Annotated in this window: 21 protein-coding genes and 3 tRNA genes; 5 read left to right on the top strand and 19 right to left on the bottom strand. The window is 55.4% G+C overall.

Annotated features, from left to right (window positions below; genetic code table 11):
* Window positions 1-175: 175 nt before the first annotated feature.
* Window positions 176-1,450 (top strand): MFS transporter, encoded by a 1,275-nt coding sequence (locus tag ACQG19_RS02180; RefSeq protein WP_020688968.1) that lies wholly within the window; start codon window positions 176-178, stop codon window positions 1,448-1,450.
* Window positions 1,451-1,528: 78 nt separating this feature from the next.
* Here ACQG19_RS02180 and rlmB read toward each other — a convergent pair whose 3' ends face one another.
* The 14 genes from rlmB to nnr form a co-directional block, all read right to left on the bottom strand.
* On the bottom strand, window positions 1,529-2,263 hold the full coding sequence (rlmB, locus tag ACQG19_RS02175) for a 23S rRNA (guanosine(2251)-2'-O)-methyltransferase RlmB (protein WP_013095294.1): 735 nt from the start codon (window positions 2,261-2,263) through the stop codon (window positions 1,529-1,531).
* Window positions 2,264-2,330: 67 nt separating this feature from the next.
* Window positions 2,331-4,772 (bottom strand): ribonuclease R, encoded by a 2,442-nt coding sequence (gene rnr, locus ACQG19_RS02170; protein ID WP_013095293.1) that lies wholly within the window; start codon window positions 4,770-4,772, stop codon window positions 2,331-2,333.
* A 38-nt stretch (window positions 4,773-4,810) separates the two neighbouring features.
* The gene (gene nsrR / locus ACQG19_RS02165) at window positions 4,811-5,236 is read right to left on the bottom strand and encodes a nitric oxide-sensing transcriptional repressor NsrR (protein WP_014830384.1); all 426 of its coding nucleotides are present in this window, start codon (window positions 5,234-5,236) and stop codon (window positions 4,811-4,813) included.
* Window positions 5,237-5,429: 193 nt separating this feature from the next.
* Complete coding sequence (locus tag ACQG19_RS02160; protein ID WP_006178975.1) at window positions 5,430-6,728, bottom strand: adenylosuccinate synthase; 1,299 nt, start codon at window positions 6,726-6,728, stop codon at window positions 5,430-5,432.
* Window positions 6,729-6,832: 104 nt separating this feature from the next.
* Window positions 6,833-7,036: a DUF2065 domain-containing protein gene (locus ACQG19_RS02155; RefSeq protein ID WP_246932117.1), complete on the bottom strand. Its 204-nt coding sequence runs from the start codon at window positions 7,034-7,036 to the stop codon at window positions 6,833-6,835.
* Window positions 7,037-7,107: 71 nt separating this feature from the next.
* Entirely contained in the window at window positions 7,108-8,112 is a 1,005-nt protein-coding gene (gene hflC / locus ACQG19_RS02150) for a protease modulator HflC (protein ID WP_013095290.1), read from the bottom strand.
* 2 nt (window positions 8,113-8,114) lie between these two features.
* Window positions 8,115-9,374 carry an FtsH protease activity modulator HflK gene (hflK, locus tag ACQG19_RS02145; RefSeq protein WP_013095289.1) on the bottom strand — a complete coding sequence of 420 codons (1,260 nt, stop codon included), beginning with the start codon at window positions 9,372-9,374 and terminating at the stop codon, window positions 8,115-8,117.
* A gap of 56 nt (window positions 9,375-9,430) precedes the next feature.
* Window positions 9,431-10,711, bottom strand: coding sequence for a ribosome rescue GTPase HflX (gene hflX / locus ACQG19_RS02140; RefSeq protein WP_013095288.1), 1,281 nt, complete (start codon window positions 10,709-10,711; stop codon window positions 9,431-9,433).
* Between the two features lie 74 nt (window positions 10,712-10,785).
* Window positions 10,786-11,097 (bottom strand): RNA chaperone Hfq, encoded by a 312-nt coding sequence (hfq, locus tag ACQG19_RS02135; protein ID WP_013095287.1) that lies wholly within the window; start codon window positions 11,095-11,097, stop codon window positions 10,786-10,788.
* A gap of 85 nt (window positions 11,098-11,182) precedes the next feature.
* A complete protein-coding gene (gene miaA, locus ACQG19_RS02130) occupies window positions 11,183-12,133 on the bottom strand; it encodes a tRNA (adenosine(37)-N6)-dimethylallyltransferase MiaA (protein WP_020688973.1) in 951 nt (316 codons plus the stop codon).
* Window positions 12,126-13,970, bottom strand: a complete 1,845-nt coding sequence (gene mutL / locus ACQG19_RS02125) for a DNA mismatch repair endonuclease MutL (protein WP_246932119.1) — start codon at window positions 13,968-13,970, stop codon at window positions 12,126-12,128. The genes miaA and mutL overlap by 8 nt, the downstream gene beginning before the upstream one ends.
* A gap of 9 nt (window positions 13,971-13,979) precedes the next feature.
* On the bottom strand, window positions 13,980-15,305 hold the full coding sequence (amiB, locus tag ACQG19_RS02120; RefSeq protein ID WP_222169104.1) for an N-acetylmuramoyl-L-alanine amidase AmiB: 1,326 nt from the start codon (window positions 15,303-15,305) through the stop codon (window positions 13,980-13,982).
* A 16-nt stretch (window positions 15,306-15,321) separates the two neighbouring features.
* Window positions 15,322-15,783, bottom strand: a complete 462-nt coding sequence (gene tsaE, locus ACQG19_RS02115) for a tRNA (adenosine(37)-N6)-threonylcarbamoyltransferase complex ATPase subunit type 1 TsaE (RefSeq protein WP_013095283.1) — start codon at window positions 15,781-15,783, stop codon at window positions 15,322-15,324.
* Window positions 15,776-17,299, bottom strand: a complete 1,524-nt coding sequence (nnr, locus tag ACQG19_RS02110) for a bifunctional ADP-dependent NAD(P)H-hydrate dehydratase/NAD(P)H-hydrate epimerase (protein WP_222169105.1) — start codon at window positions 17,297-17,299, stop codon at window positions 15,776-15,778. The genes tsaE and nnr overlap by 8 nt, the downstream gene beginning before the upstream one ends.
* Between nnr and queG the strand changes: the two genes are divergently transcribed.
* Complete coding sequence (gene queG, locus ACQG19_RS02105) at window positions 17,298-18,437, top strand: tRNA epoxyqueuosine(34) reductase QueG (RefSeq protein WP_246932121.1); 1,140 nt, start codon at window positions 17,298-17,300, stop codon at window positions 18,435-18,437. The genes nnr and queG overlap by 2 nt on opposite strands.
* A gap of 270 nt (window positions 18,438-18,707) precedes the next feature.
* On the opposite strand, the gene ACQG19_RS02100 is transcribed toward queG, so the two are convergent.
* The 4 genes from ACQG19_RS02100 to orn all read right to left on the bottom strand — a co-directional run bounded on the left by ACQG19_RS02100 (window position 18,708) and on the right by orn (window position 19,767).
* Window positions 18,708-18,783, bottom strand: a tRNA-Gly gene (locus tag ACQG19_RS02100).
* Between the two features lie 45 nt (window positions 18,784-18,828).
* Window positions 18,829-18,904, bottom strand: a tRNA-Gly gene (locus ACQG19_RS02095).
* Window positions 18,905-18,949: 45 nt separating this feature from the next.
* Window positions 18,950-19,025 (bottom strand) — tRNA-Gly (locus tag ACQG19_RS02090).
* Window positions 19,026-19,221: 196 nt separating this feature from the next.
* Complete coding sequence (orn, locus tag ACQG19_RS02085) at window positions 19,222-19,767, bottom strand: oligoribonuclease (RefSeq protein WP_013095280.1); 546 nt, start codon at window positions 19,765-19,767, stop codon at window positions 19,222-19,224.
* Window positions 19,768-19,874: 107 nt separating this feature from the next.
* Here orn and rsgA point away from each other — a divergent pair, with 107 nt between their 5' ends.
* The 3 genes from rsgA (at window position 19,875) to mscM (ending at window position 25,335) form a co-directional block, all read left to right on the top strand.
* Window positions 19,875-20,927, top strand: a complete 1,053-nt coding sequence (rsgA, locus tag ACQG19_RS02080) for a small ribosomal subunit biogenesis GTPase RsgA (protein WP_013095279.1) — start codon at window positions 19,875-19,877, stop codon at window positions 20,925-20,927.
* A gap of 96 nt (window positions 20,928-21,023) precedes the next feature.
* A complete protein-coding gene (gene asd / locus ACQG19_RS02075; RefSeq protein WP_013095278.1) occupies window positions 21,024-21,992 on the top strand; it encodes an archaetidylserine decarboxylase in 969 nt (322 codons plus the stop codon).
* 19 nt (window positions 21,993-22,011) lie between these two features.
* Entirely contained in the window at window positions 22,012-25,335 is a 3,324-nt protein-coding gene (mscM, locus tag ACQG19_RS02070) for a miniconductance mechanosensitive channel MscM (RefSeq protein ID WP_029883866.1), read from the top strand.
* Between the two features lie 43 nt (window positions 25,336-25,378).
* Here mscM and epmA read toward each other — a convergent pair whose 3' ends face one another.
* Entirely contained in the window at window positions 25,379-26,356 is a 978-nt protein-coding gene (gene epmA / locus ACQG19_RS02065) for an elongation factor P--(R)-beta-lysine ligase (RefSeq protein ID WP_014830371.1), read from the bottom strand.
* Window positions 26,357-26,569: the final 213 nt, after the last annotated feature.

The following is a 26,569-nucleotide window of genomic DNA, read 5'->3' as shown; positions in this document are numbered from 1 at the left end:
TGGCAATGAAGATAAGTATGGACAGACCCTGTGCACGCTGCATGGGAGTAAGGTCACACGGTAGCGATCCCGCTGATATCATTCGTGAAATAGCTCACAGAACATAAGAATAAACTATTTCATCACTTCACTTTTATTGAATAATTTATTCTTACCCCTTTCAGTGAGGAAAGTTATGCAACCGAATGCGCATAAGCGTGCGTTAATTGCAGGCTCCATTGGTAATTTCATCGAGTGGTATGAGTTTGCGGTCTACGGCTTTCTGGCCACCGTGATTGCGAAAAACTTCTTCCAGCTTGAAGGCGAGTCGGGGCTGACCAGCCTGATCCTCACCTACGCCTCGTTTGCCATTGCTTTCTTTTTCCGCCCACTGGGGGCGGTGGTGTTTGGCCGCATCGGTGACCGGATTGGCCGCAAACCGACGCTGATTATTGTGCTGGTGCTGATGACGCTCGCCACCGCCGCCATCGGTGTTGTGCCGGTCTATGCCAGCATCGGTATCGCTGCGCCGCTGATCGTTACGTTGCTGCGCATCCTGCAGGGATTGTTCGCGGGGGGTGAGTACGGTGGTGCGGTTTCCTTGATGACGGAATTTGCACCACGCGGTAAACGTGGTCTGTATGGCGCATGGCAATCGTTCACGGTGGCGCTGGGGCTATTAGCGGGCGCGGGTATTGTCGCCTTGCTTTCTGCCTTACTGACACCGGAAGCCCTGCACGACTGGGGCTGGCGTATCCCATTTTTCCTGGCCCTGCCTATGGGGGTGGTGGCGCTCTGGTTGCGGGTGAGTATGGAAGAGACGCCGAGCTTCGTGCAGCAGCAGGAAAAACCGCTGATCGCGCAGGCCAGTACCGTCGCCACAATTAAAGCGATCGTGATGGGAATTGGCCGGGTGATGGTCTGGTCGGCGGCGGGATATACCTATCTGGTGATTATGCCAACCTATCTGCAATCGGCACTGCACACCGGATTTAACCAGGCACTGTTGATAGCCGTGATTTCGAATGTCGGCTTTGCGCTCACCATTATTCCGTCGGGGATCCTGAGCGACAGGATTGGCCGCCGCACGGTGATGATTATCGCCACCGCGTTACTGCTGATCCTCGCCCTGCCGCTGCTGAAAATTCTGCAGGCGGAGTCCAGTACCCTCGCGGTAAAAGCGATCGTGGTATTGATAGCTGGCGGTCTGGTGGGCATGCTGGCAGGTCCAGGGCCGGCAATGCTCTCAGAGATGTTCCCGACGCGTGTACGCTATACCGGGCTTGGTCTGGCGTATTCCTTGTCGAATGCCATTTTCTCGGGGTGTGCGGGGCTTATTATTACCGGGTTGATTAAGGAGACGGGAAACCTCGACATTCCGGCATATTACGTGATGGCGACGGCGGTCGTGAGTATTGTGGCGCTGATGACGCTCAGGAAGGATGACCATTTGCGGGCGTTAGAGGAGTAAGGTTGTCACCGTCTGGTGCCCTCACCCACCGGGAGAGAGATAAAACACAAAAGGCCGTCCACAGGACGGCCTTGCTGTTTATTCGCCGCGCTGACGTACCGCTTCAAACAGGCAAATACCCGTTGCAACAGAAACGTTCAGGGACGACACGCTGCCCGCCATCGGGATGCTTATCAGCTCGTCGCAGTGCTCACGCGTCAGGCGACGCATGCCTTCACCTTCCGCACCCATTACCAGCGCCAGACGGCCGGTCATTTTGCTCTGATACAGAGTATGATCTGCTTCACCGGCGGTACCGACGATCCAGATATTCTCTTCCTGCAGCATACGCATGGTGCGCGCCAGGTTGGTGACGCGGATCAGCGGAACGTTTTCCGCTGCACCGCAGGCCACTTTCTTCGCCGTTGCGTTCAGTTGTGCAGAACGATCTTTCGGTACGATCACCGCGTGCACGCCCGCCGCATCGGCGCTGCGCAGGCACGCGCCGAGGTTGTGCGGATCGGTCACGCCATCAAGGATCAGGAAGAACGGGTTATCCAGTGCGGCGATCAGATCCGGCAGATCGTTTTCCTGATACTGACGGCCTGGCTTCACGCGGGCAATAATCCCCTGGTGAACCGCGCCTTCACTTTTCTCATCCAGGAACTGGCGGTTGGCCAGCTGGATCACCACGCCCTGCGCTTCCAGTGCGTGGATCAGCGGCATCAGACGTTTGTCTTCACGCCCTTTCAGAATGAACACTTCCTGAAAACGCTCCGGTGCGCGCTCCAGCAGGGCCTGCACCGCGTGGATGCCGTAAATCATTTCACTCATTGATGATTCTCATAAAAGGTATTTCCCCCTCTCCCCAGTGGGGAGAGGGTCAGGGTGAGGGGAGAATTTACTCCGCCTGCTGTTTCTTCGCTGCGCGCTTCGCTTTGGTCGCAGCAGCAATTTTCTGTGTTTTCGCGGACGGCTTTTTCGCCTTGCGAGCCTCTTTCTTCGCCGCTTTTGGCTTCTGCTTTTTCTCACCGCGGAAGGCGCTGTCTGGCTCGAAGTTCACTTTCTTACCCGCCTGACGACGTTTGCCGCTCGCGTTGCCGTTACCGCCTTTTTTCGCCTTCTCACGCGCGGTTTTACCTACGTTGCGCGGCGCGCGCTCGCTGGAGATCAGACTGAAGTCAATCTTACGCTCGTCCATGTTGACGGCTTCGACTTTGACTTCCACCCGATCGCCAAGGCGATAGGTCTGTCCACCCGATTCACCAATCAGGCGCTGTCCAACCTGGTCGAAACGATAATAGTCGTTATCGAGGCTGGAGACATGCACCAGACCGTCGATAAACAGCTCGTCAAGGCGAACAAAGAAACCAAACCCGGTCACGCTGGCGATAACACCTTTGAAAATGTTACCGACCTGATCCAGCATAAAGTCGCATTTCAGCCAGTCAGAGACTTCGCGCGTCGCTTCATCGGCACGGCGTTCGGTCATGGAACAGTGCTGGCCAAGCTGCAGCATCTCTTCCATTGAATAGTGGTACCCGCCGGTTTCAGTCGTGTTTCCTTTATGGCCCTGCTCCTGCGCCAGCAGATACTTGATCGCACGGTGCAAAGACAGGTCCGGATAACGGCGGATCGGCGATGTAAAGTGCGCGTAAGACTGCAGCGCCAGACCGAAGTGACCACGGTTTTCCGGATCGTAAATCGCCTGCTTCATGGAGCGCAGCAGCATGGTCTGCAGCATTTCTGCATCCGGACGATCGCCAATGGATTCCAGCAGCTCGGCATAATCGCGCGGCTCTGGCTTGTTACCGCCAGGCAGCTCCAGACCGAGTTCAGCCAGTACGGAGCGGAACGCGGTAATGGCTTCCGTCGACGGTTTATCGTGGATACGGAACAGCGCCGGCTCTTTAGCTTTCTCGACAAAACGGGCCGCCGAGATGTTCGCCAGGATCATACACTCTTCGATCAGCTTATGCGCATCGTTACGCTGGGTCTGTTCAATACGCTCAATGCGGCGTTCAGCGTTGAAAATGAACTTCGCCTCTTCGCTCTCAAACGAGATCCCGCCGCGCTCTTCACGCGCCTGATCCAGCGTTTTGTAGAGGTTATGCAACTCTTCGATGTGCTTCACCAGCGGCGCATACTGTTCACGCAGATCCTGATCGCCCTGCAGCATATGCCAGACCTTGGTGTAGGTCAGACGCGCATGGGAGCTCATTACCGCTTCGTAGAATTTATAACCGGTTAAGCGACCTTTACTGGAGATGGTCATCTCGCAAACCATACACAGGCGATCAACCTGCGGGTTCAGGGAACAGAGGCCGTTGGAAAGCACTTCCGGCAGCATCGGCACCACCTGAGACGGGAAGTAAACCGACGTACCACGGCTGCGCGCTTCGTTATCGAGCGGCGTGTGGGGACGAACGTAATAGCTCACGTCGGCGATAGCAACCCACAGACGCCAGCCGCCACCGCGTTTTTTCTCGCAGTATACGGCGTCATCGAAGTCGCGGGCATCTTCACCATCAATGGTGACCAGCGGCAGACTGCGGAGATCCACGCGTCCCGCTTTGGACTCTTCCGGAACCTCTTCCTTCAGACCCACAATCTGCTCTTCAACCGCTTTTGGCCAGATGTAAGGGATCTCATGCGTACGCAGGGCCATATCAACAGCCATGCCGGTACCCATGTTATCGCCCAGCACTTCGACGATTTTACCTACCGCTTTGGTGCGACGCGTTGGACGTTGGGTAAGTTCCACTACTACCACAAAGCCCATGCGCGCACCCATCACCTCTTCAGGCGGGATCAGGATATCGAAGCTCAGACGGCTGTCATCCGGTACCACAAAGCCTACACCGGCATCGGTAAAGTAGCGGCCAACGATCTGGCTGGTTTTTGGCACCAACACGCGAACCACGCGTGCTTCGCGGCGGCCTTTACGATCGGCACCCAACGGTTGCGCCAGGATCTGGTCGCCGTGAATACACATCTTCATCTGTTCGGATGAGAGGTAGAGGTCGTCTTTGCGGCCCTCTACGCGCAAAAAACCGTAACCGTCGCGGTGACCAATGACGGTCCCTTTCAACAGGTCGAGGCGTTCTGGCAGCGCATAGCACTGGCGGCGGGTAAAGACCAGTTGCCCGTCGCGCTCCATGGCGCGCAGGCGGCGGCGAAGGGCTTCAGTTTGCTCTTCACCTTCAATGTTTAATTCAACAGCAAGTTCTTCACGATTGGCGGGTTTTTCGCGTTTTGTTAAGTGTTCAATGATGAACTCGCGGCTGGGGATAGGATTCGCGTATTTTTCAGCTTCGCGTTCCTGGAAAGGATCATGTGACATATCGGTTCCTCCGTTGTCAGCTCCGGTGGAAATTTTCTTCATTCCACCAGCAATAATTTATAAAGCGGTTGATTCTCTTCAACCAAATCGGCCAGCGTGTAGTTATCCAGTTCCTTAAGAAAACTTTGCACGGCCAGAGAAAGCGCCTGTTTCAGGCGACAAGCGGGGGTAATGTGGCAGAACTCACTGCTGCAGTTCACCAGAGACAAGGGTTCCAGTTCACGCACCACATCCCCAATACGAATACTTTGCGCCGGTTTACCGAGACGGATCCCACCATTTTTCCCGCGGACGGCAGCAACGTATCCGGCACGACTAAGTTGATTGATTATTTTGACCATATGATTACGGGACACGCCGTAGACCTCTGTCACTTCAGAGATACTGGTCATTTTCCCATCGGGTAACGACGCCATGTAGATTAGCGCGCGTAAGCCGTAATCGGTGAAACTTGTTAACTGCACATCAACCTCAGGAAAAAAGGGAAAACGCGGTAAAACCGCAGAGATATTCATTAATGATGATAAACCAGCCAGATAGTTAGGGGCTAATTTATTTGACAGACGGGGCGAAAAAGCGGATATCCAGGAGCGGTCGCCGGATGGCGCTACGCTTATCCGGCCTACGGGTTTTCCCGCAGGCCAGCAGTCACGAAGATTATGCGTCGAACGGGTCGCGCAGGATCATCGTTTCAGTACGATCCGGGCCGGTAGAGATAATGTCGATCGGCACTTCGGTCAGTTCTTCAATGCGCTTGATGTAATCCAGCGCTGCCTGTGGCAGGCCGCTACGCTCTTTCACACCGAAAGTGGTCTCAGACCAGCCTGGCATGGTTTCGTAGATTGGCTCGATACCTTCCCAGTCATCAGCAGCCAGCGGAGTGGTGGTCACTTCACGGCCATCCGGCATGCGGTAGCCGACGCAGATTTTCACCTCTTTCAGGCCGTCCAGGACGTCCAGTTTGGTCAGGCAGAAGCCAGACAGGGAGTTGATCTGCACTGCACGACGCACAGCCACTGCATCCAGCCAGCCGGTACGACGACGACGACCGGTGGTCGCGCCAAACTCGTTACCCTGCTTGCACAGGAACTCGCCGGTTTCATCAAACAGTTCGGTCGGGAATGGACCCGCACCCACGCGAGTGGAGTACGCTTTGATGATGCCCAGAACGTAATCCACATAACGTGGACCCAGGCCAGAGCCGGTCGCCACGCCACCTGCGGTGGTGTTAGAGGAAGTTACGTACGGATAGGTACCGTGGTCGATATCCAGCAGCGTACCCTGCGCACCTTCGAACATGACGAAATCGCCACGCTTGCGCGCCTGGTCCAGCAGATCGGACACATCAACTACCATGCCGGTCAGAATATCAGCAATCGCCATGACATCATCCAGCACTTTCTGGTAGTCAACAGCGTCTGCTTTGTAGAAGTTCACCAGCTGGAAGTTGTGATATTCCATCACTTCTTTCAGTTTTTCAGCGAAGGTTGCTTTATCGAACAGGTCGCCCACGCGCAGACCGCGACGAGCCACTTTGTCTTCATAAGCCGGGCCGATACCACGACCGGTGGTGCCGATCGCTTTAGCGCCACGCGCTTTTTCACGCGCAACGTCCAGCGCCACGTGATAATCAAGGATCAGCGGGCAGGCTTCGGAGAGCAGCAGACGCTCGCGAACCGGGATACCACGGTCTTCCAGACCTTTCATCTCTTTCATCAGCGCAGCCGGAGACAGCACTACGCCGTTACCGATGATGCTGGTGACGTTTTCGCGGAGAATGCCTGATGGAATAAGATGGAGGACGGTTTTTTCACCGTTGATTACGAGAGTATGGCCTGCGTTGTGACCGCCCTGGTAGCGTACAACATATTTAGCCCGTTCAGTCAGAAGATCAACAATCTTCCCTTTACCTTCGTCACCCCATTGGGTGCCCAGTACGACGACGTTGTTACCCATTTTTTTCAAAATCACCGTTTGCTTAAAAATCGATTCTACCATCGCTTTTTCAGATATACAGCACTTTTTGACCCCAAAATATGCCAAAACCGATCACTTTTTGATCAGCCAATCGTTTTCCTCAACATGTAGTAGATAACAATGCCAGCAACCACAAGACCGCCGCCGAATCGGCGCAAAATATTATCCGGCAACTGGCTCAGGGTGGCGATCATGCGACGCCAGGCGCGCGGATAGAGCATCGGGCCCAGGCCTTCCAGGACTAAAACCAGCGCCAGTGCCAGTGCCAGCCAGATCGTTGAATTCATTTTTAATCCTTATAAAAGAAAACCACCGCTCCGTTAAGAGCGGTGGTTTGAATACTCAAACGAGACTGAGTTTATCGCGTTGCGTTAGTCGGCGTCTTCATATAACGGAAGAAATCGCTGTCCGGGCTGAGCACCATCACATCCTGGTTGCTCTGGAAGCTATTCTCGTAAGCACGCAGGCTACGGATAAAGGCGTAGAAGTCTGGATCCTGGCTAAACGCATCGGCGAACAGTTTCGCGGCTTCCGCATCACCTTCACCACGCAGGATACGGCCCTGACGCTCAGATTCCGCCAGCGTCTTGGTCACTTCGTAATCCGCGGCCGCACGCAGTTTTTCCGCTTCTTCCTGACCCTGTGAACGGTGACGACGGGCTACCGCTTCACGCTCGGCGCGCATACGGTTGTAGATCGCCTCAGACACTTCCGCCGGCAGGTTGATCTGCTTAATACGCACATCCACCACTTCGATACCCAGCGCAGCCATACTGTTCGGGTTGATTACAGGCACTTTACCATTGGTTTCAGCCTGAACACGTTCCGCCGCTTTAGCAATTGCATCGTCCGCTGCTGGCGTTTCAACTTCGTCTTCCGTACCCGCGGTGCCGGAGTTCAGCGCATCGCGCACTTCCAGCGTCAGACGACCACGAGAGTCGGTCACGATATCTTTCACATCCAGACGACCAATTTCAGAACGCAGACGGTCAGAGAATTTACGTTTCAACAGCACTTCCGCCTGAGAAACATCACCGCCGCCCGTTGCCAGGAAGTAACGGCTGAAATCACTGATACGCCACTTGATATAGGAGTCAACGATCAGGTCTTTCTTCTCTTTGGTCACGAAACGGTCGGCCTGGTTATCCATGGTCTGGATACGCGCATCAAGCGTCTTCACTGACTGGATAAAAGGAACCTTGAAGTGCAGACCCGGCTCATAAATCACCGGACGCTTGTCACTGTCACGGACGACGCTGCTGAACTGGAACTTAATCCCGCGCTCGCCCTCTTTCACCACAAAGATAGAGGTATAAAGTACGACCAGTACGATGACAATAATCGCAATAACTGACTTACGCATCCTTATTCCCCCTGACGCTGGTAGTCGTTACGCTGCGCGTTAGCACGGCGTTGGTCCATAATGTCACCATCGTTCGAAGAAGGCGTGGTTGTTGCGCTGGAGCTACCGGACGATGCAGGTGGCAGACGCAGCAGGTTATTCGCACCGCTGTTGTCTTTTGCTGCCGGTGCAGAACCGCCTTTCAGCATCTGATCCAGCGGCAGTACCATCAGGTTTCCACCTTTGCTGTCGTTAACCAGCACTTTACGTGTATGGCTCAGCACTTTTTCCATGGTTTCGATATAGAGACGCTCGCGGGTAATTTCCGGAGCCGCTTTATATTCCGGCAGGATTTTCGCGAAACGTGCCACTTCACCCTGCGCTTCCAGGATGGTCTGGGTCTTATACGCGCGTGCTTCTTCAAGAATACGCTGCGCCTGACCGTTAGCACGTGGCTGAACTTCGTTGGCGTATGCTTCCGCTTCACGGATGTACTGCTGTTCGTTCTCACGCGCGGCAATCGCGTCATCAAACGCGGCTTTCACCTCTTCCGGCGGACGAGCAGCCTGGAAGTTGACGTCCAGCAGGGTGATACCCATGTTGTACGGACGAATGGTCTCTTCCAGCTCACGCTGGGTATCGCTACGAATAACGGTACGACCTTCAGTCAGAATGCGGTCCATGGTGTATTTACCGATCACGCCACGCAGGGCGCTGTCGGTCGCCTGACGCAGGCTGTCATCGGCACTGGTCACGCTAAACAGATAACGTTCTGGATCCGTAACACGATATTGCACGTTCATCTCAACGCGCACTACGTTCTCATCAGAGGTCAGCATCACGCCGGAAGCGGCCAGCTCACGCACCGACTCCACGTTCACTGCAGTGACGTCGTCAATGAAGGTCGGTTTCCAGTTCAGGCCCGGCTCAACCAGATGGCTGAACTTACCAAAACGGGTAACCACGCCGCGCTCGGCTTCTTTAATGGTGTAGAACCCGCTGGCTGCCCAGATGATGACCACGGCAGCGGCCACAATGCCCACGATGCGACCACCCATTTGCGGGCGCGGGCCCTGGGTAGAATTGCCACCCGAGCCAGACCCCTTTCCTCCACCAAGCCCACCAAGCTTCTTGCTTAGCTTGCGGAAGATATCATCCAGATCCGGCGGCCCCTGATCGCGACCACCTTTGTTGCCATTTCCCCCAGAGTTGCCGCCTTGATTATTGCTGCTTCCCCACGGGTCGCGGTCCTGTCCGTTATTACCGGGCTGATTCCACGCCATGTATATGCTCCATATTTGTTATGCAAGGGCGAATTATTCAGGCATCCCCTTTCCGATCAGACGATATAGTCGACCAGCGCAGGTTCTTGTTTACAGAGGCGACGCCAGTCAACGATCGGCATACGCACCTGCATCCCCACGCTGCCGTCATCCTCCATCCACTCTTTTTCTATCGCCTGAAGCTGATAAAACCGGCTGCGCAGCCTGCCTTCCTGTGGTGGCAGTCGCAGCGTGTGCTGGGCTACCTCACCGGAAAGACGTTCTGTCAAAGCCTGGAAAAGCAGTGGCACGCCAATACCGGTCTGGGCGGAAAGCCAGACCCGAATTGGTTTGTTCTCTTCATCACGATCGATACGCGGCTCAAAATCATCCAGCATGTCGATCTTGTTCATCACCAACAGCGTTGGGATCTCGTGGGCCTCGATCTCTTCGAGCACCACATTCACCGCGTCGATGTTTTCCTGCACGCGGACATCTGCAGCATCAATAACGTGCAGCAGCAGGGTCGCCTGACGCGTCTCCTGCAGGGTGGCTTTAAACGCGGCCACCAGATCATGCGGCAGGTGGCGGATAAACCCTACGGTATCCGCCAGCACGGTTTCACCCACATCCGCCACATCGATACGACGCAACGTTGGGTCCAGGGTCGCAAACAGCTGGTCTGCGGCATAGACCTGGGCCTCGGTAATCTGGTTAAACAGGGTGGATTTACCGGCGTTGGTATACCCCACCAGCGACACCGTCGGGATGTCGGCTTTCGTACGCGCCCGACGTCCCTGCTCACGCTGTTTCTCGACTCTTTCCAGACGAGAGAGGATCTGAGTAATACGGCCGCGCAGCAAACGGCGGTCGGTTTCGAGCTGGGTTTCACCCGGACCGCGCAAACCAATCCCGCCTTTTTGTCGTTCAAGGTGGGTCCAGCCACGTACAAGACGCGTGGCCAGATGGCGCAGCTGCGCCAGCTCAACCTGCAGCTTACCCTCGTGGGTACGTGCACGCTGAGCAAAAATATCTAAAATCAACCCCGTGCGATCGATAACACGGCATTCGCAAAGCGCTTCCAGGTTACGCTCCTGAGCCGGAGACAGCGCATGATCAAACAACACGACTGACGCACCGGTTGCTTTTACGGCATCCGCAATTTCTACTGCTTTACCTTCACCAACAAAATACTTTGGGTGCGGCGCTTTACGGCTACCGGTAATCACCTGCATTGCTTCGACACCGGCGGAAGAGACCAGAGATTCAAACTCCTGGAGGTCTTCCATATCTTTGTCTTGCGAAAAATAGATGTGTACCAGCACCGCCTGCTCACCGGCATCATAACGGTCAAACAAGCGTAAAACCCTCTAAAAATATCAGCGGGGAACGCAGGATCCCTGGCTCCCCGTGTGGATAACAGTGCGAAACCTTATTCGGTCTCGTCGCTGTCCTGCGCAGGAGCAGAAGAACCCTGCGCGTTGCTGCCATGATGGTAGTTACTACCAGTGCCGCCGCCAGCGTTATTGCTGTGATGAGATACCGGACGGGACGGAACAACAGTAGAAATAGCGTGCTTGTAGACCATCTGGCTGACCGTGTTTTTCAACAGGATCACGAACTGATCGAAAGACTCAATCTGACCTTGCAGCTTAATACCATTCACCAAATAAATAGAAACTGGAACACGTTCCCGACGCAATGCGTTCAGGAACGGATCTTGTAAAGATTGCCCCTTAGCCATTCTATCTTTTCCTTATATGCTTGTTTTGTACTTAGAACCTTGCGATTCTGAAAAATTGCGCACGATACGTCTCAATTGTACACATTCAGTGAGCGATATCACCAATAACCTCAATCACTTCGTTTAGCGCCTGTTGCGGTTTTTCGCTGTCTAACCAGTGAACCCCTTCCCAACCGCGCAACCAGGTGATCTGGCGCTTCGCTAACTGTCTCGTGGCGCAAACACCTCTATAAACCATTTCATCATATGAAATCTCGCCTTCAAGATATGACCACATCTGGCGGTATCCCACACAACGAACGGAAGGCATGTCCGTATGCAAATCTCCACGGGCAAATAACGCCCGCACTTCTGCTTCAAAATCTGAAGCCAACATCTGATGAAAACGCTGCTCAATTCGTTGATGGAGCAGTTCACGGCTCGCCGGGGCGATAGCGAACTGATGCACCTGATACGGCAGAGCGTCTCCTGACGTTTGCGTCAGTTCCGTTAAAGTTTTACCCGAAATGAAAAAAACTTCCAGTGCCCGGGAAAGCCTTTGCGGATCATTTGGATGGATCCGTGCTGCGGCAACCGGGTCAATCTCTGCCAGTTGCTGATGCAAAACGTCCCATCCCTGCTCTGCCGCCTGCTGTTCAATTTTTGCTCTTATTTCAGGGTCCGCCGATGGCAGAGGAGAGAGCCCCTCCAGCAACGCCTTGAAATAGAGCATGGTGCCGCCAACCAACAGCGGTATACGTCCCGCCGCCGTTATCTCGGCCATCTCGGCTAAGGCATCGCGGCGAAAATCCGCTGCGGAGTAGGCCTGCGCCGGGTCGAGAATGTCCAGCAAACGATGCGGAGCCGCGCGCAGTTCGGCTGCGTCGGGCTTCGCCGTGCCAATGTCCATTCCTCGGTAGATGAGGGCAGAATCGACACTAATCAACTCTACGGGCAAAACTTTACGTAGCTCAATGGCTAACGCCGTTTTGCCGGAGGCCGTAGGGCCCATCAAAAAAATCGCCTTAGGCAGGCTCGCCTTACTGACATCAATCATCTTTAAGGGCAGTCATCGCCGTTTGTAAATCAACAGGTTGTAATAATCCACCCGGCGGTGCTTTCACCAGATGCGGGCAAAGGCGTTCCACCTCTGCCAGCACGCTAATCGCCTGTGCCATACTCCACGGCGTATGTTCGCTGGCCAAATGGCGGGCGATCCACTGCGCGGTGTTGGCGGCATCAAACGTTGTTTGTTGCGCCAGGTAGCCTATCAGTTCAGGAATCAAGTTTTGTAAATTTTGTTGGCGTAAGGGTAAAGGCACTGCGCGAATTGTCACATGCTGTGATTCCAGTACCATTTCAATCCCCATCTGCGCCAGTTGGGCCTCTGCGCGCTGCAGTACCCTTGTTTCTTCAGTGGATATTTTTAGTCGAACCGGGATCAAAAGCGGTTGCGCACAAGCCGCGTTTTCTCCCGGGGTCAGTTGCACCTGTTTTAGCCAGCGTTCTGCAACCGGCAGGGCCAGGAGCATGAGCTTGCCCTCGCGTTCGAGTAACGCCATATCCGGCGCAATAATCGTCAGCACCCGGCCAAAGCTTTGACTATGCCCTTCCAGCGAAGGCGCTTGTACCTCACTGTGCTCTTTACGCGTGACTGCGGGGGTTTCCAGCAGTTTACGGTACAACGCCCCCTGCTGCTTTTGATAGCCGGGCTGAGCGTTGGGATAGTTCGCACCGGTGGGTCGCGGCGCGCTTCCTGCCGACGAGAAACGTGGCGCTTCCGGTTCACGCGCGAAAGCTGGCTCGGCAAAATGGTTACGCCCCGCCGCAACACGGTTTTCCGGTATTGGACGCGGAGCGGGCTCTTCTTTTTCCAGCGGCAGCGTGGGTTCAACCTGCTGCTGCAAAACGCTCAACACGCCCTGATAGATGAAATCGTGCACCAGCCGCGACTGATGGAACCGAACTTCATGCTTGGCAGGATGGACGTTAACATCAACCTGATGCGGGTCGATTTCCAGATAAAGCACAAACGCAGGCTGCTGATCCGCGCCGAGCTTATCTTCACAGGCCTGACGAATGGCGTGGTTGATCAGACGGTCGCGCATCATGCGGCCGTTTACGTAGCAATACTGGATCTCCGCGAAGGCGGCGCTGCTGGCGTTCGGGTCGGCAACCCAACCGCGTAAGGCCAAATCACCGTGCTGCCATTCAATGGCCAGCGCCTGTTCCAGAAACGGCATACCGCAGATTGCCCCCAGACGACGCTCTTTCTGCCCGCCCTCCGCTACTGCGCGGTACTGGCGCATCACCTTGCCGTTGTGGCTGAGGTTGATGGTGACATCGAAACGCGCCAGCGCGATACGGCGGATAATCTCATCGATATGACCGAATTCGGTCTTCTCGGTGCGCATAAACTTACGGCGGGCGGGAGTGTTGTAGAAGAGATCCAATACTTCGAGCGTCGTGCCAACAGGATGCGCCGCAGGTTTAATCGTGACGTCCATATCGCGCCCTTCGGCATAGGCCTGCCAGGCTTCCTGCTGTTCGGCCGTACGGGAGGTTAGCGTTAAACGGGAAACCGAGCTGATACTGGCCAGCGCCTCGCCTCGAAACCCGAGGCTGATGATCGCTTCCAGGTCGTCCAGAGAGGCGATTTTACTGGTCGCGTGACGCGCCAGCGCCAGCGCCAGCTCCTCTTTTTTGATACCGCACCCGTTATCCCGAATGCGAATCAGCTTTGCGCCACCACGTTCGATATCAATATCGATGCGGGTGGCTCCCGCATCAAGACTGTTTTCGACCAGCTCCTTCACCACCGACGCAGGGCGCTCCACCACCTCACCGGCGGCGATTTGGTTCGCAAGCTGCGGCGGTAGAACCTGAATCGGCATGAATTCTCCTTAGTTGGTCGCGGTCATCTCACCCGGCAGCACGGCGCTGGCCGTCTGGGCTGCACCGCCCTGCGGCGCAGACTGCAGCGGATGAGCCTCAAAATATTTACGCAGACCGTTATAAATCGCTTCGGCAATTTGCTGCTGATAGCTGTCGCTGCCCAGCAAACGCTCTTCGCTGTTATTACTGATAAAGCCCGTTTCCACGAGGATCGATGGAATGTCCGGCGAACGCAGAACCCCAAGGCTCGCATGCTCCGGACGGCGTTTATGCAATGCCCCGATGCCTTGCAGCTGATTCAGTACGTTGGTGGCGACATCATACCCGACGCGCTGAGAATGACCGAACTGTAAATCGAGCACCGCCTGGCTGAGATACGGGTCAGACTGGCTGTTGGCCAGCACATCGCCCGCACCACCCAACAGTTCGGACTGCTTCTCATGCTCTTCAAGCCAGTTAGCCATTTCACTGTTCGCCCGACGGTTTGACAGCACCCACACCGATGCCCCTGTGGCGTTACGGTTTGGCGCGGCATCCGCATGAATGGAGACCAGGAAGTTAGCATTTTGCTTACGCGCCACGTCTGAGCGTCCCATCACGGAGATAAAGTAATCGCCGTCACGGGTCAATACGCCTTTAAACATCGGGTCATCGTTCAACAGCGTCCGTAGCTTACGGGCAATGGCGATGGTCACGTTTTTCTCACGCGTACCACCTGGACCAATTGCACCAGGATCCTGCCCGCCATGACCGGCATCAATGGCGATAATCACTTTATCACCGCTGACCACACGACGCGCGCTGGCCGCCGGGCGCGTCACGGTATTACTGCTGGTGACGCCGGTGATGCGATCGTTGTCGGTTTTAAACGGATTCCGCGCAGGTTCAGACGGGCGCGGGGTATAAACCGGCTCTTCCACCCGTTTCGCCACAACCGGTGGCGGTGGCGCATCGGCATTGATGGTAAAGACCACCGTATAATTCGCGCCGTTTTGCTGCTTCACCGCCCGCGTTTTACCCTTTTCGGTCAGATCGACCACCAGGCGCAATGACTGACTATCTTTTGGCGTACCGGAACGAATACTTTTGACCAGGTTGTTACCGCTGAACTGCAAGGGCAACCCCTGGATCACACCCGTCTGTTTGATATCCAGCGCCACGCTGCGGCTGTCTGGTTGAGAAAAAGCATATTCAGGGTCGCCCATAAAACTGAACGTGATTCGGGCCTGACTCTCCCCGTTCGACACCTGAATATCCGAGAGGCTTGCCGCACCAGCCTGCGCGCACAGCAGCACCGTGGCAGCCAATAACCAACCTTTAACGCGATTTATCATCCCGTCATCCCTACGCTCAACCGGCTAAACGCGCCAGTAAGGAACTGCCTGATGAGGAAACAGCACTGATGCGCGCCTCACGCCCTTGTGCCTGGTAATCTAAGTGAATTTCGACATCCGGGTCAGGCAACACACCCGCACCTTGTTGCGGCCACTCCACCAGGCAGATGGCATCATTGGCAAAATAATCACGGATCCCCATAAATTCCAGCTCCTCAGGATCCGCAAGTCGGTATAAATCGAAGTGATACACCATGAGATTTTCAAGAGTGTACGGTTCTACCAGCGTGTAGGTTGGGCTTTTCACATTCCCATTATGGCCTAACGCCTGCAAAAAACCCCGGCTGAAGGTGGTTTTACCCGCACCTAAATCACCATAAAGATAAATGACAGTCGCCCCCTGACAGGCCTGCGCCACGCGCTTGCCGAGTTCTAAAGTGGCTTGTTCATCAGGTAAAGGAATCGCTCGATTAGTCATTTTCTACGTCAATCACATCCGGGTTAACAACACGCCGCAGCGTGCAAAAAAGATCGGTGGCCAGCATACCGCGTGTGCCATACCGTGCAGCCAGGCTGTCAGCCGCCGCACCGTGAGCCACGCAGCCGGCACAGGCTGCATCATAAAGGGGAAGTTTCTGCCCGAGCAATGCGCCGATGATACCTGAAAGCACATCGCCCATTCCGCCACTCGCCATGCCCGCATTTCCGGCATCAATAATGCCCAGTGCCTCATCGCTTGCGATGACGGTTCCCGCCCCTTTGAGAACGGCAACACCTCCGTAACGTTTTACCAGACGGCGAGCAGAAAGTAAGCGATCGCTTTCAATTTCTGCCACGCTGCAGTTAAGCAGCCGCGCGGCTTCGCCGGGGTGTGGCGTCAGGATGCGATTGTGACGCTTATCCGGGTTGATTGCCAGAAGGTTCAGCGCATCGGCATCCCAGAGCATCGGTTTACGAAAATTCTCGACCTTTTGCAGCGCCTGCTTACCCCAGGCCTGTTGCCCGAGTCCCGGGCCAATCACCACCACATCCGCCCACTCAAGACTCTCTTCAAGGGTCTGCGGCGTAAGCTCATGCACCATCAGCTCTGGTCGGGCCGTAATAATGGGCGGGATATTTTCACTGCGCGTCAGCACCCGGACCAGCCCCGCGCCGCTGCGCAACGCAGCTTCCCCCGTCATCCGGATAGCGCCGGCCGTGCCGTGATCGCCGCCAATGATGACCAGCCTGCCGTGGTCGCCCTTGTGCGACGTTGGCCGACGCGGCGGCAGCCAGTGGCTAAGTTGAGTAGCATCAAAGCGGGAAAGGTGTGTCTCCTGCCCGGCAAGCCAGCTCTCCAGCCCCAGGGCGTTATGGTGCAACGAGCCCACCACATCCCTCGCTTTCCCGGTGAGTAACCCGGGCTTCAGGGCAATAAACGTGACGGTATGCGCGGCCTGGATCACCGCTCCTGGCGTCGCACCGGTTTCCGCCATCAGACCAGAGGGAATATCCAGTGCCACCACCGGCGCGGTATGGGCATTGGCGCGCGCAATCAGAGCTGCTACGTTATCACGGGGCGCACTACGTAACCCGGTGCCCAGCAGACCATCAATAATGAGATCAACATCCTCTGGCCAGACGATATCGGATGCATGAATCACTCCGCCTGCATTCAGCCAGGCTTCCCGCGCGGCGCTGGCTTCTTCCGGCAGCGGCTTATCGCTCTCCAGCGCCAGTAACGTAACGCGGAGACCTGCCGCGACCGCCAGCCGGGCGACAACGTAACCATCGCCGCCGTTATTGCCGTGTCCGCATAAAATGAGCCAGTGGCCGGATTGCGGATACGCACTACGAGCAATGTTGAATGCCGCCTCGCCCGCCCGTTGCATGAGCTCATAAAGGGTAATGCCAAGACTGTCCGCGGCCTCTTTTTCGGCGCGTCTGAGGTCATCCGCATGCCAGATGGAATGTGGTATACTTGCGGGGTTTTTCTTCACAGTATGGTCCGTCATGTCACAGCCCCTCGATCTCAATCAGTTAGCGCAAAAAATAAAACAGTGGGGTGCTGAACTGGGCTTCCAGAAGGTGGGGATCACCGACACCGATCTCTCCGCCAGCGAGCCAAAACTGCAGGCCTGGCTGGATAAACAATACCACGGCGAAATGGAGTGGATGGCGCGTCATGGCATGATGCGGGCCCGTCCACACGAGCTGTTGCCGGGTACGTTACGCGTTATCAGCGTACGCATGAATTATCTTCCCGCCAACGCGGCTTTTGCGCGTACGTTAAAAAATCCCTCTCTCGGTTACGTTAGCCGGTATGCCCTGGGGCGTGATTACCATAAGCTTCTGCGTAACCGACTAAAAAAACTCGGCGAAACTATTCAGCAGCACTGTGTTTCGCTGAATTTTAGACCGTTTGTCGACTCCGCGCCTGTTCTTGAGCGCCCTATCGCTGAAAAAGCCGGGCTTGGCTGGACTGGTAAGCACTCACTTATTCTGAGCCGCGACGCAGGATCGTTCTTTTTCCTGGGTGAACTGCTGATTGATTTACCGCTGCCGGTAGACGGCCCGGTAGAAGAAGGTTGTGGGCACTGCGTGGCCTGTATGACTATCTGCCCGACGGGCGCTATCGTTGAGCCCTATACGGTGGATGCCCGACGCTGCATCTCTTACCTCACCATCGAACTGGAAGGGGCGATCCCTGAAGAATTCCGGCCGCTTATCGGCAATCGCATCTACGGCTGCGACGACTGCCAGTTAATTTGCCCGTGGAACCGCTATTCGCAGCTCACGGACGAAGAGGATTTTAGCCCGCGTAAGGCGCTGCATGCGCCACAGCTCATTGAACTGTTCGCCTGGAGTGAAGCCTGGTTCCTGAAAGTGACGGAAGGTTCGGCCATTCGCCGTATTGGCCATCTTCGCTGGCTGCGTAATGTCGCCGTTGCGCTGGGGAATGCCCCGTGGGATGAAGCGAATATCCGGGCGCTTGAGAGCCGTAGAGGTGAGCACCCACTTCTCGACGAACACATAGAATGGGCGATTGCGCAGCAAATCGAGAAGCGAAATGCCTGCGTGGTTGAGGTACAACCACCGCAAAAACAACGCCTGGTGAGGGTGATAGAAAAAGGGCTTCCGCGGGATGCGTGAACTATTCACAGCCTGTGAATAAAATTACAAACTCAAGCAGCATCAGGGCTGGAGATGAGGTCAAGTGATCTCAATAACATTTTGAAATCAAATTTTCCCAAGCATATACAGCAAGTTACAGAGATACTATTCACCCTGCTAACTTTTCACACGGTTTCGGTCATACCCAAAATCTGTGGATAACTCTGTTTACAAGAGTATTTCGGAAGTAATAGAAAACGTCCCCAACGCATCTTATCGCTGTGGATATTTTTGATATCAAGAAGAATTTGGAGCGGGAAACGAGACTCGAACTCGCGACCCCGACCTTGGCAAGGTCGTGCTCTACCAACTGAGCTATTCCCGCTTGGGCGTTCTGAAGCTGTACGTATCTTGCGATACTTTCAAATTTTGGAGCGGGAAACGAGACTCGAACTCGCGACCCCGACCTTGGCAAGGTCGTGCTCTACCAACTGAGCTATTCCCGCTTGGGTGTTCTGGTGCTGGCGTATCTTGCGATACTTTTCAAATTTTGGAGCGGGAAACGAGACTCGAACTCGCGACCCCGACCTTGGCAAGGTCGTGCTCTACCAACTGAGCTATTCCCGCAAATTTGTACTGCTTTTGTTGCTGTCGTAACGCGTATTTCTCTGTCGTTACGGGAGGCGCATTATACGAGAAATCCTTTTAGCTGCAACCCCCCTCAACGCGATTTTTTCGAAAATCAGTTCAAGTGCTTATTTAATCGGCAAGCTGAACAATTTAACGACAAAAACCCGGCCACGCAAGGCGCCAGGTCTCAAAATCACAGCTTAATAAAGTTTTCGCGATAGTACGCCAGCTCCGCGACGGACTCACGGATATCGTCCATCGCCTGATGCGTACCCTGCTTTTTAAAGCCATCGAGGATTTCGGGTTTCCAGCGGCGCGCCAGCTCTTTAAGGGTGCTCACGTCCAGATAACGGTAGTGGAAGTAAGATTCCAGCTCCGGCATGTACTTAAACAGGAAACGACGATCCTGGCCAATGCTATTACCACAGATAGGGGATTTGCCCGCCGGGACCCACTGTTTCAGAAACTCAAGCGTCGCCAGCTCCGCCTCGCGGTCGCCCATCGTGCTCGCTTTCACCCGTTCAACCAGCCCGCTGCCGGTGTGGGTACGCACGTTCCACTCATCCATCAACGCCAGCTGATCGTCGGACTGGTGCACCGCAATGGTTGGCCCTTCCGCCAGAATATTAAGGTTTGCATCGGTGACCAGCGTGGCAATCTCAATAATGCGATCGCGCTCGGGATCCAGCCCGGTCATTTCAAGATCGATCCAAATCAGGTTGTTTTCATCCGCGCTCATGTTATTTTCCACCCTTCTCGCATAACCGGCTGTAGCAGGTTAACTAGTATTAATTAGAGTGTATCATAGAGGTTTTGCCCCTTACGGGCGACCAGGAGCCAGCGCGATTGAGTAAAAATAAACTCTCCAAAGGGCAGCAGCGCCGCGTGAATGCCAATCACCAGCGCCGTCTTAAAACCACTTCGGAGAAGGTCGATTACGACGACAACCTGTTTGGTGAGCCGACGGAAGGCGTCGTCATCAGCCGTTTCGGTATGCATGCCGACGTGGAATCCGCCGACGGTGAGATCCACCGTTGCAACATTCGACGAACTATTCGTTCGCTGGTTACCGGCGATCGCGTTGTCTGGCGTCCAGGTAAAGAGGCGGCGGAAGGCGTAACGGTCAAAGGTATCGTTGAAGCGGTTCACGAGCGCACGTCGGTACTTACCCGTCCCGATTTCTACGACGGGGTAAAACCCATTGCCGCCAATATCAACCAGATCGTCATCGTCTCGGCGATTTTGCCCGAGCTGTCGCTCAATATTATCGACCGCTACCTTGTTGCCTGCGAAACGTTACAGGTTGAGCCAATCATTGTTCTGAACAAGATCGATCTGCTGGATGATGAAGGTATGGACTTCGTGAATGAGCAGATGGATATCTACCGCAAGATCGGTTATCGCGTGCTGATGGTCTCCAGCTACACCAAAGATGGCCTGAAACCCTTGGAAGAAGCGCTGACCGGGCGCATCAGTATCTTTGCGGGTCAGTCCGGCGTGGGGAAATCCAGCCTGCTGAATAATCTTCTCGGTCTCCAGCAAGAAATTCTGACTAACGATGTCTCTGATGTCTCGGGCCTGGGCCAGCACACCACTACCGCTTCTCGTCTCTACCACTTCCCGCATGGCGGCGATGTGATTGACTCTCCGGGCGTGCGCGAATTCGGTTTGTGGCACCTTGAGCCGGAACAAATCTTCAACGGATTTGTCGAATTCCATGATTATTTAGGGGCTTGCAAATACCGGGACTGTAAACACGATAATGACCCGGGCTGTGCCATCCGCGAAGCGGTCGAGAAAGGTGAGATTGCGGAGACCCGCTTTGATAACTACCACCGCATTCTTGAGAGCATGGATCAGGTAAAAACGCGTAAAAACTTTTCTGATTCTGATAACTGACAACTAAGCTAAGCATCGCTAAAATCGTCCCCTTTTTTCAGGTTCCGGCTGATTACAGCCGGATCAGGAACGACAAAAAATGGCCTGGAGGCTACCTTGTTAAACGCATTTAAACTTTCGCTTCAATACATTCTGCCAAAACTGTGGCTCACTCGCCTGGCGGGCTGGGGCGCGAGCAAACGAGCGGGCTGGCTGACCAAACTGGTCATCGACCTTTTCGTAAAATATTACAAGGTCGACATGAAAGAGGCGCAGAAGCCAGATACCGCCAGCTATCGCACCTTCAACGAATTCTTCGTGCGCCCACTGCGCGACGAAGTCCGCCCGGTTGATACCGATCCTAACGTGCTGGTCATGCCTGCGGATGGCGTGATTAGCCAGTTGGGTAACATCGAAGACGACAAAATCCTGCAGGCAAAAGGCCACAACTACAGCCTTGAAGCGCTGCTGGCGGGTAACTACCTGATGGCGGATCTGTTCCGCAACGGTACCTTCGCCACCACCTATCTCTCTCCGCGTGACTATCACCGCGTGCACATGCCGTGCAACGGGATCCTGCGTGAAATGATCTACGTGCCGGGCGATCTGTTCTCCGTGAACCACCTGACCGCGCAAAACGTTCCCAACCTGTTCGCGCGTAACGAACGCGTCATCTGCCTGTTTGATACTGAGTTTGGCCCAATGGCGCAGATTCTGGTGGGTGCAACGATTGTCGGCAGCATCGAAACGGTCTGGGCTGGAACCATCACCCCACCACGTGAAGGCGTGATCAAACGCTGGACCTGGCCTGCCGGTGAAGAAGAAGGCGCAGTCGCTCTGCTGAAAGGCCAGGAGATGGGTCGCTTCAAGCTGGGTTCCACGGTTATCAACCTCTTTGCCCCTGGCAAAGTGAAGCTGGCTGAACAGCTCCAGAGCCTGTCAGTCACCAAACTCGGCCAGCCGCTGGCGGTCTCGACTGAACCTTTCGTGACGCCGGATGCAGAGCCTGCACCGCTCCCGGAAGAAGAGATCAAGGCCGAACTTGACGCCAGCCCGCTGGTTGACGACAAAAAAGACGAAGGCTAACAACAGAAGGAACGCTGACGTGCGCCCGATTATCGTACTACTGATGGCCTGGTGCCTCAGCATGGGGGCGTACGCAGCGACAGCCCCCGACGCAAAACAGATAACCCAGGAACTGGAGCAGGCGAAAGCGGCAAAACCCGCTCAGCCAGAGACCGTTGAGTCGCTCCAGTCTGCACTGAATGCGCTTGAGGAGCGGAAAGGCTCCCTTGAGCGCGCTCAGCAATATCAGCAGGTTATCGACAACTTCCCCAAACTCTCGCAAACGCTACGCAATCAGTTGAGCAATCTGCGCGATGAACCGCGCGATGTGCCTGCTGGCATGACCTCTGACGCGTTGAATCAGGAGATCCTGCAGGTTAGCAGTCAGCTTCTGGAAAAGAGTCGTCTGGCACAGCAGGAGCAGGAACGCGCACGTGAAATCGCCGACTCGCTGAGCCAGCTTCCGCAACAGCAAACCGATGCCCGCCGTCAGCTCAACGAGGTTGAGCGCCGTATCGGTACCCAAACGGGTAACACACCGCAGAACCAGGCGCAAAATCTGTCGCTTCAGGCTGAATCAGCCAGACTTAAAGCACTGGTCGATGAACTGGAGCTGGCGCAGCTCTCGGCAAACAACCGCCAGGAGCTGTCGCGGATGCGCTCCGAACTGGCGCAAAAGCAGAGCGAACAGCTCGATGCTTACCTGCAGGCTTTACGTAATCAACTTAACAGCCAGCGCCAGCGTGAAGCCGAGCGCGCGCTGGAAAGCACCGAGCTGCTGGCAGAAAACAGCGATAACCTGCCAGCGGGCATCGTTGACCAGTTTAAGGTTAACCGTGAACTCTCTGCTGCACTGAATCAGCAGGCGCAGCGTATGGATCTGGTGGCGTCCCAGCAACGTCAGGCCACCAATCAAACCCTTCAGGTTCGCCAGGCGCTCAACACCCTGCGCGAGCAGTCTCAGTGGCTGGGCTCGTCCAACCTGCTGGGAGAGGCATTACGCGCCCAGGTTTCACGCCTGCCAGAGATGCCAAAACCGCAGCAGCTGGATACCGAGATGGCGCAGCTGCGTGTTCAACGCCTGCACTATGAAGACCTTCTCAATAAACAGCCGCAAATCCGCCAGATCCGTCAGGCCGATGGGCAGCCTCTCACCAGCGAGCAAAATCGTATTCTGGAAGCCCAGTTGCGGACCCAGCGCGAGCTGCTGAACTCCCTGTTACAGGGCGGGGATACGCTGATTCTGGAGCTGACCAAGCTGAAGGTCTCCAACAGTCAGCTGGAAGATGCGCTGAAAGAGGTGAACGAGGCAACGCACCGTTATCTCTTCTGGACCTCTGACGTGCGCCCAATGACCTTCTCATGGCCAATCGAGATCGTTCAGGATCTGCGCCGTTTGATCTCGCTGGATACCTTTAGCCAGCTTGGAAAAGCCAGCGTGATGATGCTCACCAGCAAAGAGACCATTTTCCCTCTTCTGGGCGCGTTGATTCTGGTGGGCTTTAGCATTTACTCACGCAGACACTTCACCCGCTTCCTGGAACGCTCCAGCGCCCGGGTGGGTAAGGTTACGCAGGATCACTTCTGGCTGACGCTGCGTACCGTGTTCTGGTCAATACTTGTCGCCTCGCCGCTGCCGGTCCTGTGGATGACGCTCGGTTATGGCCTGCGGGAGGCCTGGCCCTACCCGCTCGCGGTCGCCATTGGCGATGGCGTGACCGCTACCGTCCCCCTGCTGTGGGTAGTGATGATTTGCGCCACGTTTGCGCGACCGAATGGTCTGTTCATTGCTCACTTTGGCTGGCCGCGTAACCGCGTGGCGCGCGCCATGCGTTACTACCTGATGAGCATCGGGCTGATTGTGCCGCTAATTATGGCACTGATCATGTTTGATAATCTCAATGACCGGGAGTTTTCGGGCTCGCTGGGCCGTCTCTGCTTTATGTTGATATGCGGTGCGCTGGCCATCGTCACGCTCAGCCTGAAACGGGCTGGTATACCGCTCTATCTGGATAAAACCGGCAGCGGCGACAACATGTTCAACCGCATGCTCTGGAACCTGCTGCTGTGCGCCCCCCTGGTTGCCATGCTGGCAGCGGCGGTGGGTTACCTGGCGACCTCGCAGGCACTGCTGGCGCGACTGGAAACCTCCGTTGCCATCTGGTTCCTGCTGCTGGTGATCTATCACGTCATCCGCCGGGGGATGTTGATCCAGCGACGCCGTCTGGCGTTTGACCGCGCCAAGCACCGTCGGGCAGAGATCCTCGCCCAGCGTGCGCGGGGCGAGGATGAGCCAAACCACGTCAACAGCACCGAAGGCACGATAGATGCGGACGAGGTTGAGCTGGATCTCGACGCAATCAGCACCCAGTCTCTGCGTCTGGTACGCTCCATCCTGATGCTGATTGCGCTGCTGTCGGTGATCTTCCTGTGGTCAGAAATCCACTCCGCGTTTGGTTTCCTGGAGAACATCTCGCTATGGGATGTGACGTCCACGGTACAGGGTGTGGAGAGCCTGGAGCCCATAACCTTAGGTGCGGTACTGATTGCCATTCTGGTGTTGATCATCACCACGCAGCTGGTGCGTAATTTCCCGGCACTGCTGGAGCTGGCGCTGTTGCAGCACCTGGATTTAACTCCTGGTACGGGCTATGCCATTACCACCATCACCAAATACCTGATTCTGCTCTTTGGCGGGATGGTTGGATTCTCCATGATTGGTATTGAGTGGTCTAAATTGCAGTGGCTGGTTGCCGCGCTGACGTTTGGTCTGGGCTTTGGCATGCAGGAGATTTTCGCTAACTTTGTGTCCGGCCTGATTATCCTGTTTGAAAAACCGATTCGTATTGGCGATACGGTGACGATCCGCGATCTGACAGGCAGCATCACCAAAATCAACACTCGCGCCACCACGATCAGCGACTGGGATCGCAAAGAGATCATCGTGCCCAACAAGGCGTTTATCACCGAGCAGTTTATCAACTGGTCGCTGTCAGACTCCGTCACGCGTGTGGTGCTGACGGTACCGGCGCCCTCGGATGCCAACAGTGAAGAGGTCACACAGATCCTCTACACCGCCGCCGAACGCTGCACGCTGGTCCTTGATAACCCGGCGCCGGAAGTGTTCCTGGTCGATCTCCAGCAGGGTATCCAGATTTTCGAATTGCGTATTTACGCCGCCGAAATGGGGCACCGTATGCCGCTGCGCCATGAGATCCACCAGTTGATTCTGGCTGGCTTCCGTGAGCACGGTATTGATATGCCGTTCCCACCGTTCCAGATGCGTCTGGAAAGCCTGGACGGACTTAAGACAGGAAAAACATTAACCTCTGCGGCGCGTAAACGCCCGGCGGGGAGTTTGTAAGCCAGCCAGTACCCCCTCTCCCGTGGGAGAGGGGGTACTGCCGTCAGGCTCGATCGACGGTAAAAGCAATCACATCGCCCAGCTGTTCTGCGCCCAGCGCCAGCATCACCAGACGATCCACACCCAACGCCACGCCAGAACAATCCGGCAGACCCGCTTTCAGGGCCTCCAGCAGGTTAGTATCAATAGGCTGCTGCGGCAGACCGCGCGCGGCGCGCTTGCGGTTATCCTGCTCAAAACGCTGCTGCTGTTCGCGGGCGTCGGTCAGTTCGTGGAAGCCATTCGCCAGCTCAATGCCCTTGTAATAGACCTCAAAACGCTCCGCCACGCGGTGATCTTCAGTGCTGATCTGCGCCAGAGAAGCCTGGCTTGCCGGGAAGTGGTAGACGAAAGTCGGACGATCTTTGCCAATCTGCGGTTCAACCCCAAAGGTGAAGAGCAGTTGCAGCAGCGTGTCGCGATCTTCTTCAGTATCCGCCACGTTGCTCAGATCCAGTTTTGCCGCGACTTCGCGCAGCTGGGTTTTGTCCGCTGACAGTGGATCAATTTCCAGATAACGCTGGAAAGCCTGCTGATAAGAGAGCGTTTCCGCTTCTGAGCAGTCGAGAACCTGCTGCAGCAGATCGTCTACCTCGTTCATCAGGCGGTACATATCGTAATGTGGACGGTACCACTCCAGCATGGTGAATTCCGGATTATGGTGACGCCCCATCTCTTCATTACGGAAACTGCGGCACAACTGATACACCGGGCCACACCCTGCCGCCAGCAGGCGTTTCATATGGTATTCCGGGCTGGTCATCAGCCAGAGGTTCATGCCCTGTGAATGGCCGGGGCCAACAAAACGGGTTTCAAACGGCACCAGATGAATATCCGTTACCGTAGCCTGACTCATGCACGGCGTTTCCACCTCAAGGACTCCGCGGTCGGCAAAGAAGCGGCGGATCTCCGCCATAATTGCAGCGCGTTTCAGCAGATTGGGGATGGATGCGCTCGGCTGCCAGGTGGCCGTTTCGCTCATGGGTAATTCTCCGATTTCAGACAAGGGCACGAAGTCTACTCGTTAGCACGGACAGAGACAAATTTTGCGCAATAAAAATCGCATTTCATTTAGGGCAACTATCACGTGACGGAATTCATCATTCACGATGATAAATCACCGCACAGAACAGCAAAAAAATCGAACACGTCAAATTTCCCTGCCGTTCGCGCGGTTATACTTCTTTACCCATAA

It is taken from the genome of Enterobacter cloacae complex sp. 277I4 (assembly GCF_050031465.1).
Lineage (GTDB): Bacteria > Pseudomonadota > Gammaproteobacteria > Enterobacterales > Enterobacteriaceae > Enterobacter > Enterobacter cloacae.
This window is presented reverse-complemented; position numbering and strand designations above follow the sequence as displayed.

What these genes read in the sequence shown, in the direction of transcription:
- epmA (WP_014830371.1), bottom strand. Translation starts at nt 26,356, where the DNA reads ATGAGCGAAACGGCCACCTGGCAGCCGAGCGCATCCATCCCCAATCTG.
- ACQG19_RS02180 (WP_020688968.1), top strand. Translation starts at nt 176, where the DNA reads ATGCAACCGAATGCGCATAAGCGTGCGTTAATTGCAGGCTCCATTGGT.
- tsaE (WP_013095283.1), bottom strand. Translation starts at nt 15,783, where the DNA reads ATGACTAATCGAGCGATTCCTTTACCTGATGAACAAGCCACTTTAGAA.
- hfq (WP_013095287.1), bottom strand. Translation starts at nt 11,097, where the DNA reads ATGGCTAAGGGGCAATCTTTACAAGATCCGTTCCTGAACGCATTGCGT.
- rlmB (WP_013095294.1), bottom strand. Translation starts at nt 2,263, where the DNA reads ATGAGTGAAATGATTTACGGCATCCACGCGGTGCAGGCCCTGCTGGAG.
- ACQG19_RS02155 (WP_246932117.1), bottom strand. Translation starts at nt 7,036, where the DNA reads ATGAATTCAACGATCTGGCTGGCACTGGCACTGGCGCTGGTTTTAGTC.
- mutL (WP_246932119.1), bottom strand. Translation starts at nt 13,970, where the DNA reads ATGCCGATTCAGGTTCTACCGCCGCAGCTTGCGAACCAAATCGCCGCC.
- hflC (WP_013095290.1), bottom strand. Translation starts at nt 8,112, where the DNA reads ATGCGTAAGTCAGTTATTGCGATTATTGTCATCGTACTGGTCGTACTT.
- orn (WP_013095280.1), bottom strand. Translation starts at nt 19,767, where the DNA reads ATGAGCGCGGATGAAAACAACCTGATTTGGATCGATCTTGAAATGACC.
- hflK (WP_013095289.1), bottom strand. Translation starts at nt 9,374, where the DNA reads ATGGCGTGGAATCAGCCCGGTAATAACGGACAGGACCGCGACCCGTGG.
- ACQG19_RS02160 (WP_006178975.1), bottom strand. Translation starts at nt 6,728, where the DNA reads ATGGGTAACAACGTCGTCGTACTGGGCACCCAATGGGGTGACGAAGGT.
- miaA (WP_020688973.1), bottom strand. Translation starts at nt 12,133, where the DNA reads ATGATTGATGTCAGTAAGGCGAGCCTGCCTAAGGCGATTTTTTTGATG.
- queG (WP_246932121.1), top strand. Translation starts at nt 17,298, where the DNA reads ATGTCACAGCCCCTCGATCTCAATCAGTTAGCGCAAAAAATAAAACAG.
- amiB (WP_222169104.1), bottom strand. Translation starts at nt 15,305, where the DNA reads ATGATAAATCGCGTTAAAGGTTGGTTATTGGCTGCCACGGTGCTGCTG.
- rnr (WP_013095293.1), bottom strand. Translation starts at nt 4,772, where the DNA reads ATGTCACATGATCCTTTCCAGGAACGCGAAGCTGAAAAATACGCGAAT.
- nnr (WP_222169105.1), bottom strand. Translation starts at nt 17,299, where the DNA reads ATGACGGACCATACTGTGAAGAAAAACCCCGCAAGTATACCACATTCC.